This window comes from Mycobacterium sp. (genome assembly GCF_050700595.1).
In the GTDB taxonomy this organism is placed as follows: domain Bacteria; phylum Actinomycetota; class Actinomycetes; order Mycobacteriales; family Mycobacteriaceae; genus Mycobacterium.
This window is the reverse complement of sequence record NZ_JBOHHI010000075.1, coordinates 1-17,045: the sequence shown is the minus strand read 5'-3', so window position 1 is coordinate 17,045 and position 17,045 is coordinate 1. Positions and strand designations below refer to the sequence as shown.

Sequence of the window (17,045 nt, the reverse complement as noted above, 5' to 3'; positions counted from 1 at the left end):
GGCCGCCGCCCCATGGCCGACGTTCGGCCATGTGCCACTCGGCATCCTGATCGGCGCCGTGGCCGACATCTTTCCCCCGTACGGTCGAATGCGAACCGACCGGCGATGGCCTCGGCGCGTGGTTGCGAACCCACCTGGCGACCCGCCCGGCGCGCCCGGGTTGGTAGTCGCGTTACGGCACCGCGTCGAGGTCGGGCGCCCAGGCTACCCCGTTGATGTGGCTGCCGCCGTCGACGAACAGCGTGTTGCCGGTGAGGTAGCGACAGCCTTCGCCGGCCAGAAACAGCGCGACCGGCGCGATATCGAGGTACGGGTCACCCATGCGGCCCATCGGGTTGGCCGCGTCGGCGAAAGCCGCGACGTCCGGGTTGTCACCGAGCGCGCGCAGGAACGCCGGAGTCCTGGCCGCCGGGCAGATCGCGTTGACGGTCACCCCGAACGGCGCCCATTCGCGGGCCGCGGTGCGGGTCAGTGCGCGTAGCGCCTCCTTGGCCGCGTTGTACTCCAACGTGCCCATGTGTGCGTTGACGCCGTTGAGGCTGCACACGTTGATCACCCGTCCCCAGCCGCGCACGCGCATGTGCGGCAGGGCGGCGCGCATCGCCCAGAACGGCCCGTAGTAGCCGACCGCGATACCGTCACGCAGCTGCTGGTCGGTCTTGTTCTCCACTCGGCCGATCGACCCGCCGCCCCACGCGTTGTTGACCACGACATCGATCGAACCGTATATGGAAACCGCCTGTGCGACAGCGTTTTCCACCTGCTCACGCACCGAGACATCGGTCGCGACGAACAACCCGCCGATGGCCTCGGCGACGCTATGGCCGGTGTCCTCGTCGCGCTCGGCCACCACGACCGACGCACCCTCCTCAGCAAACCGGCGTGCGATGCCCGCACCGATGCCGGCCCCGGCCCCGGTGACCAGAGCGACCCTGCCCTGCAGCTGGCCGGTCATGTCTGCTCTCCCCCGCAAGCGGCCAGCAGGTCGCGCGCGGCCGTGGAGCCATCCAGAGCGCGGGTGGTGCGTCTGACGATCCGCCAGCCCGCCGGCGTCCGTCGCAGCGTGATGTGGTTGGCGCCGGCCCGCCACACCCGGTAGCCGCTGCCGTCCTCGTTGTGGCGGACCAGGATCGACTCGCACACCGCGACGGCGTCGTCGCCGTCGACGTCGACGTGCACCGGACCCAGGAAGTGCGCCGAGCCGCCGCCGATCAGCCCCTGGTGCGCGGAGGATCGCACCATTTCGGCGACGTCGGCGCGGCTGCGCATGTGCCAGCCCTCGACGTCGTATTCGCCGTCCTCGACCCAGAGCGCGGCCACCGCGTCGGCATCACCGGCGTCGACCAGCGGCCCGTAGCACGCCAGCAGACGTTTGATGGCAAGCTCGTCCTCCACCCGGCGCAGCCGTTGTTCGAGCACCGCGAGCCGTTCATCGATCGTCATTCCGCTTCCTTCCCGCCCGCGGTGTCGGCCAGCGCTCGCAGCGTCGCGAGTTGTTCGCAGTAGTGGCTTGCTGATTCGGCCCGCACCGCGCAATTCACGATGGTGGCGCCGGCCCGGACCGTGGCCCGTAGCCGCCGGGTGGTGTCATCGGGTTCACCAATCGGATCCAGCACCCGGCCGGCCGGGAGCACCACCTCGAAACCCTCGGGCACCCTGACGCGGGTCAGCAGACCGCGCAGCTGGTCCGCCGACAGCCCGAACGGCATCCAGCCGTCGGCCAGTGTTACCGCCCGGCGCAGCGAGCGGCCGGATCGCCCGCCCACCCACAGCGGCACCCGCTGCTGGACGGCGTGCGGTTCGACGACGAACCCGCCGTAGTGGTAGAACGCGCCGGCGTACGCGGGTTCGCGCTGCGACAGCGACGCGCGCAAGGCCCGCAGCGCGTCGTCGGCACGGTCGCCCCGGTCCTGCCACGCCGCGCCCAGCAACGCGAACTCTTCGGCCAGCGAACCGACGCCGACACCGAGCACCAGTCGCCCCCCGCTGAGCCGGTCGAGCGTGCCGTAGCGCTTTGCCAGAGCCAGCGGGTGGTGATAGCCGAGCACGACCACCGAGGTGGCCAGCCGGATCCTCGAGGTGCACGCGGCCAGATAACCCAAGGTGGCCAACGGATCCCAATATGTGTTGCCGCGACCCTCGCCGGCCGCCGCGGGCACGGCGACATGCTCGGCACAGGTGAGGAAGTCGAAGCCCAGCGCGTCGGCCGCCCGCGCGACCTGGGTGAGTTCGGCGATCCCGGCGCCGGCCTCCCATTCCGACGCGATGCCGGGCACCTGCAGGACGACAGGGCTGGTCAACCCGAGACGCATGGGCCTGCGTCGCCAGTCGGATCGGTCGCCGAAGCCATCAGCCGTTGCATGATCCGGTGGGCGCCCAGCACGGCCCCGGCCCGATCGGGATCGCTGCGCATGGCCACGATCTCGGCATTGCCGGTGACGACCTGCACCGGACCGCTGGCCAGCCATTCCAGCCCCTCACGCGCCACATCGGCGGACTGGGAGACCACCATCCCGGGGGCGTCGAAATTCAGTCCGACCCGTTCCATCGCGGGCGTCCGGGTGACGCCGAGCACCAGTTCGAGCACATCGACGCCGTGCTCGCGAAGCTCCAGCCACAACCCCTCGGCGAAGATCCGGCTGAACGCCTTGACACCCCCGTACACGGTGTGCCGGGCCGATCCCAGGTAGCCGGCCAGCGACCCGATCAGCACGATCCCGCCGCGACGCCTGGCGCGCATCGCCCGCCCGTAGTGGTGCACCAACGCGAGCGGCGTGGAGATATTCAGATCGATGACTTTCTGGAATCCGGCGAGATCACCGTCGAGGAACTCCCGGCTGTGGGTATTAGCGCCCGCATTGAGGATCAGCAGACCCACCTCGAGCCCGGTGGTGGCGCCGGCGATGCGAGCGCACGCCGCGGGGTCGCTCAGATCGGCCGGCACGGTGCGAACCTGCACACCGTGTCGACGGCAGCGGTCGGCGGTCGTTTCCAGCGGGTCTGGTTTACGGGCCACCAGCACCAGATTCAGGCCGGCTTCGGCGAGTAACCGGGCGAATTCGGCGCCGACTCCCTCCGACCCACCCGCAAGCAGCGCCCAGGGCCCGTACTTCGCGGAGTCAATCAAGGGTGGGCGCGCGGCTCACGGCGTGGTGTGCACGATCAAAACGTCCATCTTTGCCCGGCGCGACACGTTGGCCGGCACCGATCCCAGCAGCCGTCCCGCGATGGTGCTCAAGCCGACGTTGCCGACGACGAGGAGATCCGCCTTGAGCTCCTCGGCGAGTGCGACGAGGGCGTCGACCGGGGCACCGACGATCGACCGTTCTTCGATGTTCTGCGCCCCGGCGGACTTCGCCCGATCCGATGCCTCGCGCAGGATCGCGTAGACCGGCGCGCTGCCCGACACCTTGTAGCTTTCATCCTTCAGGACGTCGGCGGCCCGCGCGTCCTCGTGCTGGGGCAGGTACGCCGTGGCAATGACCAGCTTCGCGTCCGTCCCGGCGATGGTGCCTGCCCGGTCCACCGCGCGCAGCGACGAGTCCGAGCCGTCGGTTCCTACCACCACGGTTCGATAGGCGCTCATTTACCCTCCCAGGTCTCGGTTGCTACGCCAACCCATGACAGTAACGCTTTGCCGGATGCGGAGGGACGAAATTTGCGACACGCCGGCAATGCGGCGACACCGGGCCCGGCCGCCTGCGGGTCGACCCTCAACTGCCCGCCGACCGGCGCCGCGCCGATTCGGAATGCCCAGAATTGTCGAAATCCGTTACTCGCCAATGGCTCACCTGAATTGAGCCCCTATCATTGCGGTGCAAGCGGCACACCGTCGGGCGTCGGGAGGGTTGGGCCGCCCCGGGATTGGCAATCAGGCAAACCGTAGAAGCCCTACAGTGAAAACCATCATGGCCGTCTCGATTGCCCAAGAGCCCACGAGCGCGATCGCGAAAGACAGCCCGCCGCCCCGGCGTCGTGGCAGGTTGTTCGATCCGCTCGCACTGGCCGTGCTTGCCGCCGTCGTCAGCGGCACCGCCGCCAGCCGGCCTTCACTGTGGTACGACGAGGGCGCGACCATCTCGGCGGCCGCCAGCCGCTCCTTGTCGCACCTGTGGCGATTGCTGGGCCATATCGACGCCGTGCACGGGTTGTATTACCTGCTGATGCACGGCTGGTTCGCCGTGTTTCCCCCGACCGAGTTCTGGACGCGGGCGCCCAGTTGCCTTGCCGTTGGGGCCGCGGCGGCCGGGGTTGTGGTCTTCGCCAAGCAGTTCGCGCCGCGAATGACCGCAGTGTGCGCCGGCGTCGTCTTCGCCATCCTGCCGCGGGTGACGTGGGCCGGCATCGAAGCCCGTCCCTACGCGTTCTCGGCGGTCGCCGCCGTGTGGCTGACCGTGCTGCTGGTGCTCGCGATACGGCGGAACAGGTGGTGGTTGTGGCTGTTGTACGCCCTGGCCCTGATGGTGTCGGTCTTGCTCAACGTGTACCTGGTGCTGCTGGTGCCGGCCTACGCCGTGGTGGTGCCGGTCCTCGGGCGCCAGAAGTCCATCGTGATCCGGTGGGCGATCACCTCGGCGGCGGCGGTGGGGATCATGACGCCGTTCATGCTTTTCACGCATGGCCAGGTGTTTCAGGTTGCCTGGATCTCGCCGCTGAACTGGCACAACGTGATCGACGCCGGGCAGCACCAATACTTCGAGAACAGCGTCCCATTCGGGATTCTCGCCGCCATTGTGATCGTGGTCGCCGCGATCGCCGCCCGGCGCGCCGGATCATCGGGCTCAGGCGGCGACACCCGACGGCTTGTGCTCGTCTGCGCGGCGTGGATCGTCATCCCCACCGCCGTTACCCTGATCTACTCGGCGTTCGGTGACCCGGTCTACTACGCCCGCTACCTGACCTTCACGGCGCCGGCGATGGCCGTCGTGCTGGCGGTCTGCATCACCGCTGTCGCTAAAAGGCGGTGGGCCGTCGCCGGTGTGCTGATTCTGTTCGCCGGCGCTGCCCTTCCGAATTACCTTTTCTCGCAACGCACGACGTACGCCAAAGAGAGCTGGGACTACAGCCAGGTGGCCGATCTGATCAGCGCGCACGCCAAACCCGGTGACTGCTTGCTGGTCGACAACACCGTGGGCTGGAAACCCGGACCGATCCGCGCGCTGCCGGCGACCCGGCCGGCGGCCTTCGCGCCGTTGGCCGACATCGAACGTGCGGCGCCGGGTCCCGAGTACGGCCACCTGTGGGACGGCCACATTGCGGTGTGGCTGGTCTTGCCGCGGCTCGGCAAGTGCAGCACGGTGTGGACGATTTCCAGCCGGGACAAGACGTTGCCCGACCGCCAAAGCGGTCGATCATTGCCGCCGGGGCCGCTTTTGGGTCACGCACCCGTGTATCAATTCGAAGGCGAGCTCGGGTTCCGCATTGTCGAGCGGTGGCAATTCCATCGCACCCAGGTCGTCGAGTCGACCCGCTGAGAGTGCCCTGGCTTAGCGATGCTCGCCGTGGCGCGCACCGAACGCCCCGCCGGGCAGAACGCCGGCGGCTTGCACCGCCGCCCGGATCACCGTGGCGAAGCTGACCAATTCGTCGGCCTGATCATCGGGCAGCGCCCGCCACGGTGGATACCCCAATTCGTCGGTGAGGTCTTCAATCTTGGACCGCAGATCGGCGCCGGCCGAAGTCAACTCGCCCGCATCGCGCAGAATGCCACGCGAGGCCAGGCCCTCGGTGGCTGCGTTCCATTCGTCGCTGCTCCATCCGCGGGACCGCCGGGCAAAGTCGATGTTGAATCCGATTCCCGTTGCGGTATGGGTGATTAACGCATCCAGTCCGCTGACTCCGTTGGCTACCAAGGCGGCGATATGTCCGTCGCCGCGGTATTCACGCAACAACGTGATGGCATGCCACAACGCGACAACCGGGGTATCCGGCCACGGCAGTTCGGCGTGACCGGCATACAGCGGCCGGCCGTCGGCATTGGGAATGGCCTCCGCGACGCGTCGTAGCAGCGCCGCGGCGCGGGCCAGTTCTGCTGACCGGCTGAGCTCTTCACCGAGCACCCGCGGCAGGGCCGTTTCCACGATCTCGTACCGCACCCGCGTCACGGTCGTCGGCGATGCCAGTTCCCAGGCGCGCGGAATCGTGCTCGCCACCAACTGCGGGCTGAAGTTATAGAACGTCGCCGCAACGACGTTGGCCGATACCGCCCCCATGGGGGCCGACCGGCTGGCGAAATAGTGTGTGGTGAAATCCAGGCCGAGTTCGCCGAACTTGTCGTTCGCCTCGGGCACGAAGTACACGGCGGCGTGCAGCGAGTCCAGGGAACGGGTCAGCCGACCGGCGGCGAAGGCATCCACGCCTGTGAGATTAGCCTGTGCAGTCCTGGTCCCGGGTAGACCGGTAGGACGCCAGCACCCCCGCCGCGGCCAGCACTGCGAACAGCGCGAACAGCCAACGGGCCGCGATGACCGCACCACCTTCGGCGCTGTTGACGACAACACCGGCCAGTCCTGCGCCGAACGCCCCCGAGATCAGTTGCACGACGTTGATCGCGGCAGCCGCCTCGCTGCCCTCGGCGGGATCGTCGACGCACGCCATCGCCCAGGCCGACAGGTGCGGCCACGCTGCCCCGATCCCGGTCCCGGTGACCGTCAGCGCGAACGCCCAGAGTACGACGACCCCGATCGGCGCGTTGTCGACCTGGGTCACCGCACCCAACGCGAGACCCACCGCCATGATCAGTGGCGCTGCCGCGACCACCCGAACAACGGCCCGGCTGTTGTTCAGTGACGCGCTGACGATCTCGCTGACCGTCCAGCCGACCGCCAGCGCCGCGCCCAGAAATCCGGCCCCCACCGGCAGCAGGTGCGCCAGCCGTTGACCGAACAGCGGCACGTAGATGTCGACCATCGCCGCGGCCATCAGCAGTGCCAGAGTCAGGTAGATCCACTTCAGCGGACCCGAACCAAATGCGCTTGGCGGTAACACCGCAGCGGACACCCGCCTGTCGACCACCACGAACCCCGCGACCAACAGCGCGCTGACCGCCAGCAACCCCGCGGTCACGACACCATTGCGCGGGATCTGTGCGACGCTGACCGCCAGCGCGGCGGCGCCCAACAGCATCAGCGACCACACCGGGACCTTGAGCCCCGGCGCGGACGCACTTTGATTGACGCGGCCCGCGGTCAGCACGATCGGGACCAGCACACCCATCGCCGCGGTCAGCAACGCCACTGCCCCGAACGCCCAGCGCCACAGCCCGAACTGGGCGAAAACGCCGCCTATCGCGGGCCCGACCACCGTCGCGACTCCCCACATGGCCGAGACCAGCGCCGAAGCCCGGGTCCACAGCGACCGCGGCAAAGCGGCGTTGATCACCGCGTAGCCCAGCCCGGCCAATAGCCCACCGGCCGCGCCCTGCACAGTCCGGCCCGCCAGCAATACCTCCATGCGGGGAGCGGCCGCACACACCAGGCTGCCGACGGCGAACACCGCCAAACCCAGCAGAAACGACGGTCGCGCCCCGATCCGCTGCAGCAAGGCGTACACCGTGGTGGCCGTGACGACCGATCCGACCAGGTACAACGTCGTCACCCACGCGTACAGCCGCTCGCCGCCGATGTCGGCGACCGTGCTCGGCAACAGGCTGATCGTCAGGAACTCGTTGATGGCATATAGCGCCACCCCGCCGGCCAACAGCGTCAAGGTCCCCAAATACCCGCGGCCGAGCAGCGCCCGCCAACTGCCGGTGGTGGTAATCGCGGTGTCGGTCACTTCAGGCCGGCGGCGTCCATCCCGCGCAGTTCCTTCTTCAGGTCGGCGATCTCGTCGCGGAACCGGGCGGCCAACTCGAACTGCAGGTCACGAGCCGCGGCCATCATCTGCGCGGTCAGGTCTTTGATCAAATCAGCCAGCTCGGCGCGCGGCATGCCGGCGGTGTCGCGGCCTTCGAAGATGCCCGCGCTGACCGCCCGGCCAGGCTCGCCCTGGGCCCGACGGCCACGCGACGCGTTGCGCCCTGATCCGCCGATCTCGACGACGGAGGCTTCTGTATCAGAGGCCTCGCGGTAGACCTGGTCGAGGATGTCGGCGATCTTCTTGCGCAGCGGCTGCGGGTCGATGCCGTTGGCCTCGTTGTAGCCGATCTGCTTGGCGCGCCGCCGTTCGGTCTCGTCGATGGCTTCTTTCATCGAATCGGTCATGGTGTCGGCGTACATGTGCACTTCGCCGGACACATTACGGGCGGCACGGCCGATGGTCTGGATCAGGCTGCGCGTCGAACGTAAGAAGCCTTCCTTGTCGGCGTCGAGAATCGAGACCAGCGACACCTCCGGCAGGTCGAGGCCTTCACGGAGCAGGTTGATGCCGACCAGCACGTCGTAGTCGCCGAGCCGCAGCTGGCGCAGCAGTTCGACCCGGCGCAGGGTGTCGACCTCGGAGTGCAGGTAGCGCACCCGGATACCCATCTCGAGCAGGTAGTCGGTGAGGTCTTCGGCCATCTTCTTGGTCAGCGTCGTCACCAGCACCCGCTGGTCGGCCTCGGCGCGGTTGCGGATCTCGCCGATCAAGTCGTCGATCTGGCCCTTGGTGGGTTTGACCACGACTTTCGGGTCCACCAAGCCGGTGGGACGGATCACCTGTTCGACGAACTCCCCGCCGGTCTGGCTGAGCTCATACGGGCCCGGGGTGGCCGACAGGTACACCGTCTGCCCGATCCGGTCGGCAAATTCCTCCCAGGTCAGCGGCCGGTTGTCGCACGCCGACGGCAACCGGAACCCGTACTCGACCAGGTTGCGCTTGCGGGACATGTCGCCCTCATACATGCCGCCGATCTGCGGCACAGTGACGTGCGACTCGTCGATGACCAGCAGGAAATCCTCCGGGAAGTAGTCCAGCAGGGTCGCCGGCGGCGAGCCGGGCCCGCGGCCGTCGATGTGTCGCGAGTAGTTCTCGATGCCCGAGCAGAACCCGACCTGGCGCATCATCTCGATGTCGTAGTTGGTCCGCATCCGCAGCCGCTGTGCCTCCAGCAGCTTGCCCTGGCCCTCCAGTTCGGCCAGCCGTTCGCCCAGTTCTTCCTCGATCGTCGAGATCGCGTGGGTCATCCGTTCCTGGCCGGCCACGTAGTGGGTGGCCGGGAAGATCCGCAGCGAGTCGACCTTGCGGATCACCTCGCCGGTCAGCGGATGCAGGTAGTACAGCGCCTCGATCTCGTCGCCGAAGAACTCGATCCGGACGGCCAGCTCCTCGTACGAAGGGATGATCTCGACGGTGTCGCCGCGCACCCGGAACGAGCCGCGGGTGAACGACAGGTCGTTGCGGGTGTACTGCACGTCGACCAGCAGCCGCAGCAGCGCGTCCCGGGGCACCTCGACGCCAACGCGTAGCTCGACGGAGCGGTCCAGATACGACTGCGGCGTCCCCAGGCCGTAGATGCACGACACCGACGCCACCACCACCACGTCGCGCCGGGACAGCAGGCTCGACGTGGCGGAGTGCCGCAGCCGCTCCACGTCATCGTTGATCGAGCTGTCCTTCTCGATGTAGGTGTCGGTCTGGGCGATGTAGGCTTCCGGCTGGTAGTAGTCGTAGTAGGACACGAAGTATTCAACCGCGTTGTGCGGCAACATCTCTCGCAGCTCGTTGGCTATCTGCGCGGCCAGCGTCTTGTTCGGCTCCATCACCAGGGTGGGCCGCTGCACCCGTTCGATCAGCCAGGCGGTGGTGGCCGACTTCCCAGTGCCGGTGGCGCCCAGCAGCACCACGTCGCGCTCCCCCGCCTTGATCCGGCGCTCCAGCTCCTCGATGGCGGTCGGCTGGTCGCCGGCCGGATCGTGCGGGCTGACCACATCGAAGCGGCCGCCGACGCGCACCAACCCGTCCACGGCCTCTCCGGCTGGTCGGTACTCCGAGTGTGCGACGACGGGATGTTCGGTAGCAAAAGCCATGTTCACCAGCGTAGAACGAGCGACCGACAGCCCGCCGACGATGCAGTGGGGACCCCGCGAAGCTGGGGACGCGCCGCGCGATGAGGTGGGGGCACCTCCCGCTTGCGGGGGCGAGACGGGCAGTCTGACCAGGCCTCTTCCCGCAGCCTAAGCTTTCTCGGAACAGAAAGTCTCCTGCCACCAAAGAAAGCTAGGGTGAGTTGTGTGCTGCATTTCGCCGCCAACTTCTGGTGGCTGATCTTCCCCTTGGGCGGTGCGATCGCCGGGGGCCTCAGGGCGATCGCCGCCGCGAACGAACGCCGGGCAGAACGACGGCTCGAACGGTATCGGATAAAGCAACAGGCAAAGATCGCCATCGCCGAGGCATCTGGCCGGGCGCGCACCAACAAAGAGAGCTACCGGCGGGAGCTCGCCAAAGTCCTCGAGGAACACGACCGGACCGATGCGCGGTGGCTGGAGTACGAGGTCGATATCGCCAAGTTGCTCGACTTCCCGATGATGACCGACATGCGCGATCCGCTGACGATCAATTTCCACAAGGCCAAGCGGCACGCGGACCTGCTGCGGCCCGACCGGCCGGCGGAACTCGTCGGCGACCGGACCGCGCAACTGGAATATCGCAATGCCGTGCACGAGTACATCAGCGCATTCGAGATAGCCGAGGCCGAGGCGACCCGCCGGCGCCGCAGCGATTTCTCGGTCGACGACCAACAACGGCTGGCGCGCGCCCAGCATCTGTTACAGCTGGCGCAAGACCCAGCCGCCGCCCCGCAGGAGCGACAGAACGCCTATGCCCGCGCGAGCAGGGAACTCGACGGGCTGATCGTGCTGCCGGCCACCGCCCGCGCGAGCATCGAGCGGCGCATCGCCGGGGCGATCGAGGCGTAGGCCGGGCCTATGCTGGGGTATCCACCCACCCAAGCACGAGACATTCGACCTGGTCGCCCGCACCAACACCGATCCGAAGGGCATCGTGCGGCCGGTCGATGAGTACACCGTGCGGCCATGGGGTCTGTATATGGCGCGACCAACGCCGGGTCGTGCGCAATTCCATTACCTGGAGTCCTGGTTGCTGCCGCCGTTCGGCTTGCGGGCCACCGTCTTCCACTTCAACCCCGGCCACGAACGTGACCACGACTACTACCTCGACATCGGCGAATACACACCCGGCCCGCAGGTGTGGCGTTCCGAAGACCATTACCTCGACCTCGAGGTACGCACCGGCGGCGGTGCGAGCCTGGGCGATGTCGGCGAACTGCTGGAGGCCGTTCGCCACGGCCTGCTGTCCCCCGACGTCGCCGAGCAGGCGGTGCTCCGCGCGGTTGACACCGTCGACGGCCTGTCCCGCCACGGTTATGACCTGAAGCGCTGGCTGGCCGCCGAGGGCATGAACCTCACCTGGCGCGGTGCGTAGTGTCTGCCGCGCAAGGGTATGCGTCCGGCATGACGGGGTTGCCCACCGAGTTACGTGGGGCGCTACGTGACGAGCCGGTGCCCGATTGGCGCTCCGCTATGCTGGCCACCCTGACCGACCGGCGGTTTTCGGATCCGCGATGGATCTTCGAGCGAAAATTCGACGGTGAGCGCTGCCTGGCGTTCCGCGACGGCGAGCGGGTGCGACTATTCTCACGCAATCGCCAACCACTCGACGGGACCTACCCGGAGCTTGTCGACGCGCTTGCGGCGCAACCGATCTCCCGGTTTGTCATCGACGGCGAAGTCGTGGCCTTCAAGGGCCGACGCACCAGCTTCGCCCGGCTTCAGGGCCGCTTGGGTATTACCAACCCCAACCAGGCCCGGACAACCGGAATTCCGGTCTTCTACTACATTTTCGACCTGTTGCACCTGGACGGGAAGTCCACCACCGGGCTGCCCCTTATCTGGCGTAAGAAGTTGCTACGCAAGGCGTTCCAGTTTCATGACCCGCTGCGCTACACCCCGCACCGGGTGGAGCAAGGCGAAGCCGCATACCGCGCCGCGTGCGCACGCGGCGACGAGGGCGTGATCGCCAAACTGGCCGATGCGCCATATGAGAGCCGTCGATCACAAAACTGGCTGAAGTTCAAATGTGTTCGCGACCAGGAGTTCGTGATCGGCGGCTACACCGCTCCGAAGGGTAGCCGAGCCGGGTTCGGCGCGCTGCTGGTGGGTTATTACGACGGCCGTGATTTCGTCTACGCCGGCAAGGTGGGCACCGGGTTCGACGACGCCACGCTGCGCGGCCTGCATACTCGATTGTCGGGCATCGAACAGGACAAACCGCCGTTCGCCCGCGGGTTGATCCGCGAGAAGGCTACCCGGTGGGTGCGGCCCGAACTGGTCGCACAGGTCGGATTCACCGAGTGGACGCGCGACGGCAAGCTGCGACATCCGCGCTACACCGGTCTGCGCACCGACAAAGACCCCAAAGATGTGGTGCGGGAGACACGCTGATGGCCCACATCCAGGTCGAGATCACCCACCCGGACCGGGTGTTGTTCCCCGGCTCCTCGTCCGAAAAAGGAATCACCAAAGGCGACCTGGTGGACTACTACTCCCGGGTGGCCGACGTGATGCTGCCCCACCTGAAGGACAGACCGCTGACGGTACAGCGGTTCCCGCGCGGCATCGGCGAGAAGGGCTTTTACCAGCAGGACTTCGCCGACTCGATGCCGGACTGGATGGGTTCGGCGGAAGTCACCAAGGAGGGCGGCACCGTGGTGCACCCGGTGGCCGAACGCGCCGAAGCCCTGGTGTGGCTGGCCAACCAGAACTGCGTCACGCTGCACGTGTGGCAGTCGCGTCGCCAGCGATTGGACCGGCCGGATCGACTGGTGTTCGACCTCGATCCGTCGGACAGTGATTTTTCGGTGGTGCGGGCCACGGCCCGCGCGTTCGCCGGTGTGCTGGACGATCTCGGGCTGGCGTCCTACGTGCAAACAACCGGATCACGCGGTCTGCACGTGGTGGTTCCGGTCAGCGGCGACACCGACTTTGACGCCGCCCGCCAATTCACCCGTGACGTCGCCGAGCTGGTTGCGGCCGATGACCCTGCGCACCGCACCGTCGAAGTCCGCAAGAACAAGCGCGGGCGGCGGGTGTATCTCGACGTCATGCGAAACGCATACGCGCAGACCGCGGTTGCACCGTATTCGGTGCGGGCCCGTGACGGCGCGCCGGTGGCCACGCCGCTGGAATGGGACGAACTGAACAGCCGCGGCTTGCGGCCGGACCGGTTCGCCATCCACGACATACCGAAACGACTGGCCGGCCATCGCGATCCGTGGGCCGACATGCGCCGCCACGCCCGCGCACTGTCGCGCCCACGTGACCGCCTCTCGAAATGGCTTGGTACCCGCGCCTGAGCCGGCAAAATTATGCCGTACCGTAACGCGGGTTGTAATGTCTGCACTCATGAGCTCCACCAGGCATAGATGGTTGGCGGTCGCCGCCTTGACGGGCGCCGCGGCCACCTCGCAGTTAACTCCGGTGACCGCCCACGCCGACCTGCACAACATCACCTACATCGCCCGGATCGACGGGGTGGCCCCCGGCGGGCAGGCTATCTTCCTCGTCCACGACAACGAGACCACCAGCGCCAGCCTGGGCTCGACGCCCGGCAATACATTTCAGGCCAACACGGTGCTGGCCGACCCGGCTAAGGCCGGGATGCAGGTGTCGATCAAGTGGCCGTATTCGGCCAGTGTGCACTGCGAGATCGACGTCGACGACAACGTCGCCGTACAGGTCGACCAGTTGGTCAAGCCCACGTCCGGCAACACCGACCCGATGAACGGCGTGCTGCCCTGCGGCGCACCGCTTCCGACTTCCTAGCGAATCAGGGCCGCCAGCCGACGCGGTCGGCCCACTCCCAGGCACGCCTATACGAGTCATCATCGGGCCGCATACCGGGATTGGCCGCCAACCAGTCCACGAACAGCAGGCCAAATTGTTGATTGGGCCAGCCGTCGACTCGCAGCGCGACGTTTGTCGGCTGGCCCGGATCGGCCGACCCGTGAACCCGCTTGTGCCACAATCCCGGATCGCTTGCCTGGTCGAAGCGTTCGACGGTGCTTCGCGCATCGGGCATGGTGGCGTCGCCGGTGATGTCATCGACGCGGGGATAACCCGCAGCCAGCAACATCTCGGCGACTTCGTCAGCGGCCGCCAAGGATTCGACGGTGATCTGGATGTCGATGACGTCGGTGGCTGCCAGACCGGGCACCGCGGTCGGGCCGACGTGGTCGACCCGCAATGCCTTCGCACCGCAGGCAGCCTTGACCCGGGCAACAATGCGCCCCGCCTGGGCGGCCCAGGCCGGATCGGCCGGTGTCACGGCCCGTGGCGGCGCCACAACCTGACGTGCGTTGAGATTGTGTGCGAACGGCGCGATCCGGTCCTTCCACACCTCGCGCGCGTGCTCGGCCAACGCTTCCGGGGTACCGGAATTGTCCAGCCAAACATCGGCCACAGCGCGGCGCTGCTCGTCGTCGGCCTGTGCGGCGATGCGGGCGCGGGCGTCGGCTTCGGTCATGCCGCGTTGTTCGACCAGCCGCGCGACGCGCATTTCAGCGTCCGCGTACACGACCACGACCAGCGGGAAAAACGGCGCCATCGAGGACTCGACCAGCAGCGGAATGTCTTCGACGATAACAGCGTCCGCGGACACCGCCGCGATGATCTCCTCCCGACGCTTTCCGACTAGCGGATGAACAATCCCGTTGAGCGTCTTGCGAGCCTCGTCATCACGAAATGCCTTGGCGGCCAGGGTGGGCCGATCCAATACCCCGTGACGCGACAGGATGTCGTCGCCGAATGCCAACACGAGCGCCGCAAGTCCCGCGGTGCCGGGTTCAACGACCTCGCGGGCGATGACATCCGCGTCGATGATGATCCCACCGCATTGCTCGAACGTGGCGGACACCGCAGATTTACCGGCGCCGATGCCTCCGGTCAGCCCGATCCGAAGCATCGGAGTGACCCTACCCGATTGCCCGGCTCCTCCTCATCGCGCTGCGCGCTCTGCATCGTCACCGGGCTAGGCGCTGCCGGCGAGCTTCTCCCGCAGCGCGGCGAGTTGCGCGTCGCTGGCCAACGAGCCGCCCTGCTGCTCTTCGTCTTGCGAGCTGTCAGCCGCGGAATCGGACTCGGCGGCGGCAGCTGCTGCTTCAGCGGCGGCGAACTTCTCGATCTGCGTCGTGTGCATCTTGTGCCGACGCTCGGCCTCGGAGTAGCGGGACTCCCACTCGGCGCGCTGCGCGTCGAACCCTTCGAGCCACTCGTTGGTTTCGGCGTCGAAGCCATCCGGGAAGATGTAGTTGCCATGCTCGTCGTAGCTGTCGGCCATGCCGTACTTGGCCGGGTCGAACTCCTCGGTGTAGTCCTCGTTCGCCTGCTTGAGGGACAGCGAAATGCGGCGCCGCTCCAGGTCGATGTCGATGACCTTGACCATCGCGTCGTCGCCGACGCCGACCACCTGGTCGGGCACCTCGACATGACGCTCGGCCAGCTCGGAGATGTGCACCAGACCTTCGATGCCCTCCTCGACGCGCACGAACGCCCCGAACGGCACCAGCTTTGTGACCTTCCCCGGTACGATCTGCCCGATGGCGTGGGTGCGGGCGAAGTGCCGCCAAGGGTCTTCTTGAGTTGCCTTGAGCGACAACGAAACCCGCTCGCGATCCATGTCGACGTCGAGCACCTCGACAGTGACCTCGTCACCGACCTGAACCACCTCGGAGGGATGGTCGATGTGCTTCCAGCTCAACTCGGAGACGTGCACCAGACCGTCCACCCCGCCGAGATCGACGAATGCGCCGAAGTTGACGATCGAGGACACCACGCCTTTGCGGATGGCACCCTTCTGCAGCTGGTTGAGGAACTCGCTGCGCACCTCGGACTGCGTCTGCTCCAGCCAGGCCCGGCGGGACAGCACCACGTTGTTGCGGTTCTTGTCCAGCTCGATGATCTTGGCCTCGATCTCCTTGCCGATATAGGGCTGCAGATCGCGGACCCGCCGCATCTCGACCAGCGACGCGGGTAGGAAGCCGCGGAGTCCGATGTCGAGGATCAGGCCGCCCTTGACGACCTCGATCACGGTGCCCTTAACCGCCTCGTCCTTTTCCTTGAGCGCCTCGATCGTGCCCCAGGCGCGCTCGTACTGCGCACGCTTCTTGGACAGGATCAGCCGGCCTTCTTTGTCCTCCTTGGTGAGAACCAAGGCCTCGACCTCGTCGCCGACGGACACCACCTCGTTGGGGTCGACGTCGTGCTTGATGGACAGCTCGCGGGACGGGATGACCCCTTCGGTCTTGTACCCGATGTCGAGCAGGACCTCGTCCCGGTCAACCTTGACGATTGTCCCTTCCACGATGTCGCCATCGTTGAAGTATTTGATTGTCTTGTCGATGGCGGCGAGAAAGTCCTCGCTCGAGCCGATGTCGTTGACGGCTACTTGTGGCGAGGTGACGGTGGGACTCGGCATATTGTTGGGTTGCTCCGGACAGGTTTGGTCGTAGGGACAGTGCGGTTGTTATGCATGGGTGTCGCCCGCGATCTGGCCACGGGCTACCCGTCGAGGCTACTCGACTGTGCACACGCTGGACAAACCGCCGCGGCTAGTGTGCGGCGGTGTCCCATGAGCGGCCGTAGCCAACCGAGACCTCCAGCGGCACGTCAAGCGGGTACGCGTCGCCCATCTTGTCGCGCACCAATGCTTCGAGCTGCTCCCGTTCGCCGGCAGCCACTTCGAACAGGAGTTCGTCGTGTACCTGCAACAGCATGCGTGAGGCCAGCCCGGCCTCGTTGAGCGCCTTGTCGACCTCGATCATGGCCACCTTGATGATGTCGGCGGCGCTGCCCTGGATCGGCGCATTGAGCGCTGCCCGCTCGGCGGCCTCGCGCACCTGGCGGTTGCTGCTGTCCAGTTCAGGCAAATAACGGCGACGGCCCAACACCGTCGAGGTGTAGCCGTCCTTGCGGGCCTGTTCGACGACGTCCATCAGGTAGTCCCGCACCCCGCCGAACCGGGCGAAGTACGCGTCCATCTGGACCTTCGCCTCTTCGGTGGAGATCTTCAGTTGCGCGGCCAGGCCGTAGGCGCTCAGCCCGTAGGCC

General features: G+C 67.1%; 17 protein-coding genes. 6 read left to right on the top strand and 11 right to left on the bottom strand.

Annotated elements, in window-relative coordinates:
- Window positions 1–172: 172 nt before the first annotated feature.
- Genes ACRDTL_RS07710 through ACRDTL_RS07690 form a run of 5 tightly spaced genes read right to left on the bottom strand, consistent with a single transcriptional unit; the run spans window position 173 to window position 3,586 of the window.
- Window positions 173–955, bottom strand: coding sequence for an SDR family NAD(P)-dependent oxidoreductase (locus tag ACRDTL_RS07710; protein ID WP_431506121.1), 783 nt, complete (start codon window positions 953–955; stop codon window positions 173–175).
- Window positions 952–1,443, bottom strand: a complete 492-nt coding sequence (locus tag ACRDTL_RS07705) for a nuclear transport factor 2 family protein (protein ID WP_431506120.1) — start codon at window positions 1,441–1,443, stop codon at window positions 952–954. Before ACRDTL_RS07705 ends, ACRDTL_RS07710 begins: the two co-directional genes overlap by 4 nt.
- Window positions 1,440–2,312 carry an LLM class F420-dependent oxidoreductase gene (locus ACRDTL_RS07700; protein WP_431506119.1) on the bottom strand — a complete coding sequence of 291 codons (873 nt, stop codon included), beginning with the start codon at window positions 2,310–2,312 and terminating at the stop codon, window positions 1,440–1,442. Before ACRDTL_RS07700 ends, ACRDTL_RS07705 begins: the two co-directional genes overlap by 4 nt.
- Window positions 2,297–3,127, bottom strand: coding sequence for an SDR family NAD(P)-dependent oxidoreductase (locus tag ACRDTL_RS07695; RefSeq protein ID WP_431506118.1), 831 nt, complete (start codon window positions 3,125–3,127; stop codon window positions 2,297–2,299). The genes ACRDTL_RS07700 and ACRDTL_RS07695 overlap by 16 nt, the downstream gene beginning before the upstream one ends.
- A gap of 15 nt (window positions 3,128–3,142) precedes the next feature.
- The gene (locus ACRDTL_RS07690; RefSeq protein ID WP_431506117.1) at window positions 3,143–3,586 is read right to left on the bottom strand and encodes a universal stress protein; all 444 of its coding nucleotides are present in this window, start codon (window positions 3,584–3,586) and stop codon (window positions 3,143–3,145) included.
- 322 nt (window positions 3,587–3,908) lie between these two features.
- Here ACRDTL_RS07690 and ACRDTL_RS07685 point away from each other — a divergent pair, with 322 nt between their 5' ends.
- Window positions 3,909–5,474 carry a glycosyltransferase family 39 protein gene (locus ACRDTL_RS07685; RefSeq protein ID WP_431506116.1) on the top strand — a complete coding sequence of 522 codons (1,566 nt, stop codon included), beginning with the start codon at window positions 3,909–3,911 and terminating at the stop codon, window positions 5,472–5,474.
- Between the two features lie 12 nt (window positions 5,475–5,486).
- Here ACRDTL_RS07685 and ACRDTL_RS07680 read toward each other — a convergent pair whose 3' ends face one another.
- Genes ACRDTL_RS07680 through uvrB form a run of 3 tightly spaced genes read right to left on the bottom strand, consistent with a single transcriptional unit; the run spans window position 5,487 to window position 9,950 of the window.
- Window positions 5,487–6,356, bottom strand: a complete 870-nt coding sequence (locus ACRDTL_RS07680) for an SCO6745 family protein (protein WP_431506115.1) — start codon at window positions 6,354–6,356, stop codon at window positions 5,487–5,489.
- A gap of 10 nt (window positions 6,357–6,366) precedes the next feature.
- On the bottom strand, window positions 6,367–7,776 hold the full coding sequence (locus ACRDTL_RS07675; RefSeq protein ID WP_431506114.1) for an MFS transporter: 1,410 nt from the start codon (window positions 7,774–7,776) through the stop codon (window positions 6,367–6,369).
- Complete coding sequence (gene uvrB / locus ACRDTL_RS07670; protein WP_431506113.1) at window positions 7,773–9,950, bottom strand: excinuclease ABC subunit UvrB; 2,178 nt, start codon at window positions 9,948–9,950, stop codon at window positions 7,773–7,775. Before uvrB ends, ACRDTL_RS07675 begins: the two co-directional genes overlap by 4 nt.
- Window positions 9,951–10,145: 195 nt before the next feature.
- Between uvrB and ACRDTL_RS07665 the strand changes: the two genes are divergently transcribed.
- From ACRDTL_RS07665 to ACRDTL_RS07645, 5 genes are all read left to right on the top strand, one after another.
- Window positions 10,146–10,838, top strand: coding sequence for a hypothetical protein (locus ACRDTL_RS07665; protein ID WP_431506135.1), 693 nt, complete (start codon window positions 10,146–10,148; stop codon window positions 10,836–10,838).
- Window positions 10,839–10,923: 85 nt separating this feature from the next.
- Window positions 10,924–11,364 carry a DUF402 domain-containing protein gene (locus ACRDTL_RS07660; protein ID WP_431506112.1) on the top strand — a complete coding sequence of 147 codons (441 nt, stop codon included), beginning with the start codon at window positions 10,924–10,926 and terminating at the stop codon, window positions 11,362–11,364.
- 29 nt (window positions 11,365–11,393) lie between these two features.
- Window positions 11,394–12,383, top strand: a complete 990-nt coding sequence (gene ligD / locus ACRDTL_RS07655; protein WP_431506111.1) for a non-homologous end-joining DNA ligase — start codon at window positions 11,394–11,396, stop codon at window positions 12,381–12,383.
- A complete protein-coding gene (gene ligD, locus ACRDTL_RS07650; protein ID WP_431506110.1) occupies window positions 12,383–13,294 on the top strand; it encodes a non-homologous end-joining DNA ligase in 912 nt (303 codons plus the stop codon). Before ligD (ACRDTL_RS07655) ends, ligD (ACRDTL_RS07650) begins: the two co-directional genes overlap by 1 nt.
- A gap of 49 nt (window positions 13,295–13,343) precedes the next feature.
- On the top strand, window positions 13,344–13,763 hold the full coding sequence (locus ACRDTL_RS07645; protein ID WP_431506109.1) for a hypothetical protein: 420 nt from the start codon (window positions 13,344–13,346) through the stop codon (window positions 13,761–13,763).
- Between the two features lie 4 nt (window positions 13,764–13,767).
- Here the strand turns inward: ACRDTL_RS07645 and coaE are convergent, their stop codons facing one another.
- The 3 genes from coaE to ACRDTL_RS07630 form a co-directional block, all read right to left on the bottom strand.
- A complete protein-coding gene (gene coaE / locus ACRDTL_RS07640) occupies window positions 13,768–14,901 on the bottom strand; it encodes a dephospho-CoA kinase (protein WP_431506108.1) in 1,134 nt (377 codons plus the stop codon).
- 66 nt (window positions 14,902–14,967) lie between these two features.
- A complete protein-coding gene (gene rpsA, locus ACRDTL_RS07635; protein WP_431506107.1) occupies window positions 14,968–16,413 on the bottom strand; it encodes a 30S ribosomal protein S1 in 1,446 nt (481 codons plus the stop codon).
- A gap of 133 nt (window positions 16,414–16,546) precedes the next feature.
- Window positions 16,547–17,045 (bottom strand): DNA polymerase (locus ACRDTL_RS07630; protein WP_431506106.1); only part of this gene is annotated, 499 nt, incomplete at its 5' end.

Bases quoted from the DNA above. Each gene is read 5' to 3' on its own strand.
- ACRDTL_RS07690 (WP_431506117.1), bottom strand. From the start codon at position 3,586: ATGAGCGCCTATCGAACCGTGGTGGTAGGAACCGACGGCTCGGACTCG.
- ligD (WP_431506110.1), top strand. From the start codon at position 12,383: ATGGCCCACATCCAGGTCGAGATCACCCACCCGGACCGGGTGTTGTTC.
- rpsA (WP_431506107.1), bottom strand. From the start codon at position 16,413: ATGCCGAGTCCCACCGTCACCTCGCCACAAGTAGCCGTCAACGACATC.
- ACRDTL_RS07645 (WP_431506109.1), top strand. From the start codon at position 13,344: ATGAGCTCCACCAGGCATAGATGGTTGGCGGTCGCCGCCTTGACGGGC.
- coaE (WP_431506108.1), bottom strand. From the start codon at position 14,901: ATGCTTCGGATCGGGCTGACCGGAGGCATCGGCGCCGGTAAATCTGCG.
- ligD (WP_431506111.1), top strand. From the start codon at position 11,394: ATGACGGGGTTGCCCACCGAGTTACGTGGGGCGCTACGTGACGAGCCG.
- ACRDTL_RS07705 (WP_431506120.1), bottom strand. From the start codon at position 1,443: ATGACGATCGATGAACGGCTCGCGGTGCTCGAACAACGGCTGCGCCGG.
- uvrB (WP_431506113.1), bottom strand. From the start codon at position 9,950: ATGGCTTTTGCTACCGAACATCCCGTCGTCGCACACTCGGAGTACCGA.
- ACRDTL_RS07685 (WP_431506116.1), top strand. From the start codon at position 3,909: ATGGCCGTCTCGATTGCCCAAGAGCCCACGAGCGCGATCGCGAAAGAC.
- ACRDTL_RS07700 (WP_431506119.1), bottom strand. From the start codon at position 2,312: ATGCGTCTCGGGTTGACCAGCCCTGTCGTCCTGCAGGTGCCCGGCATC.
- ACRDTL_RS07710 (WP_431506121.1), bottom strand. From the start codon at position 955: ATGACCGGCCAGCTGCAGGGCAGGGTCGCTCTGGTCACCGGGGCCGGG.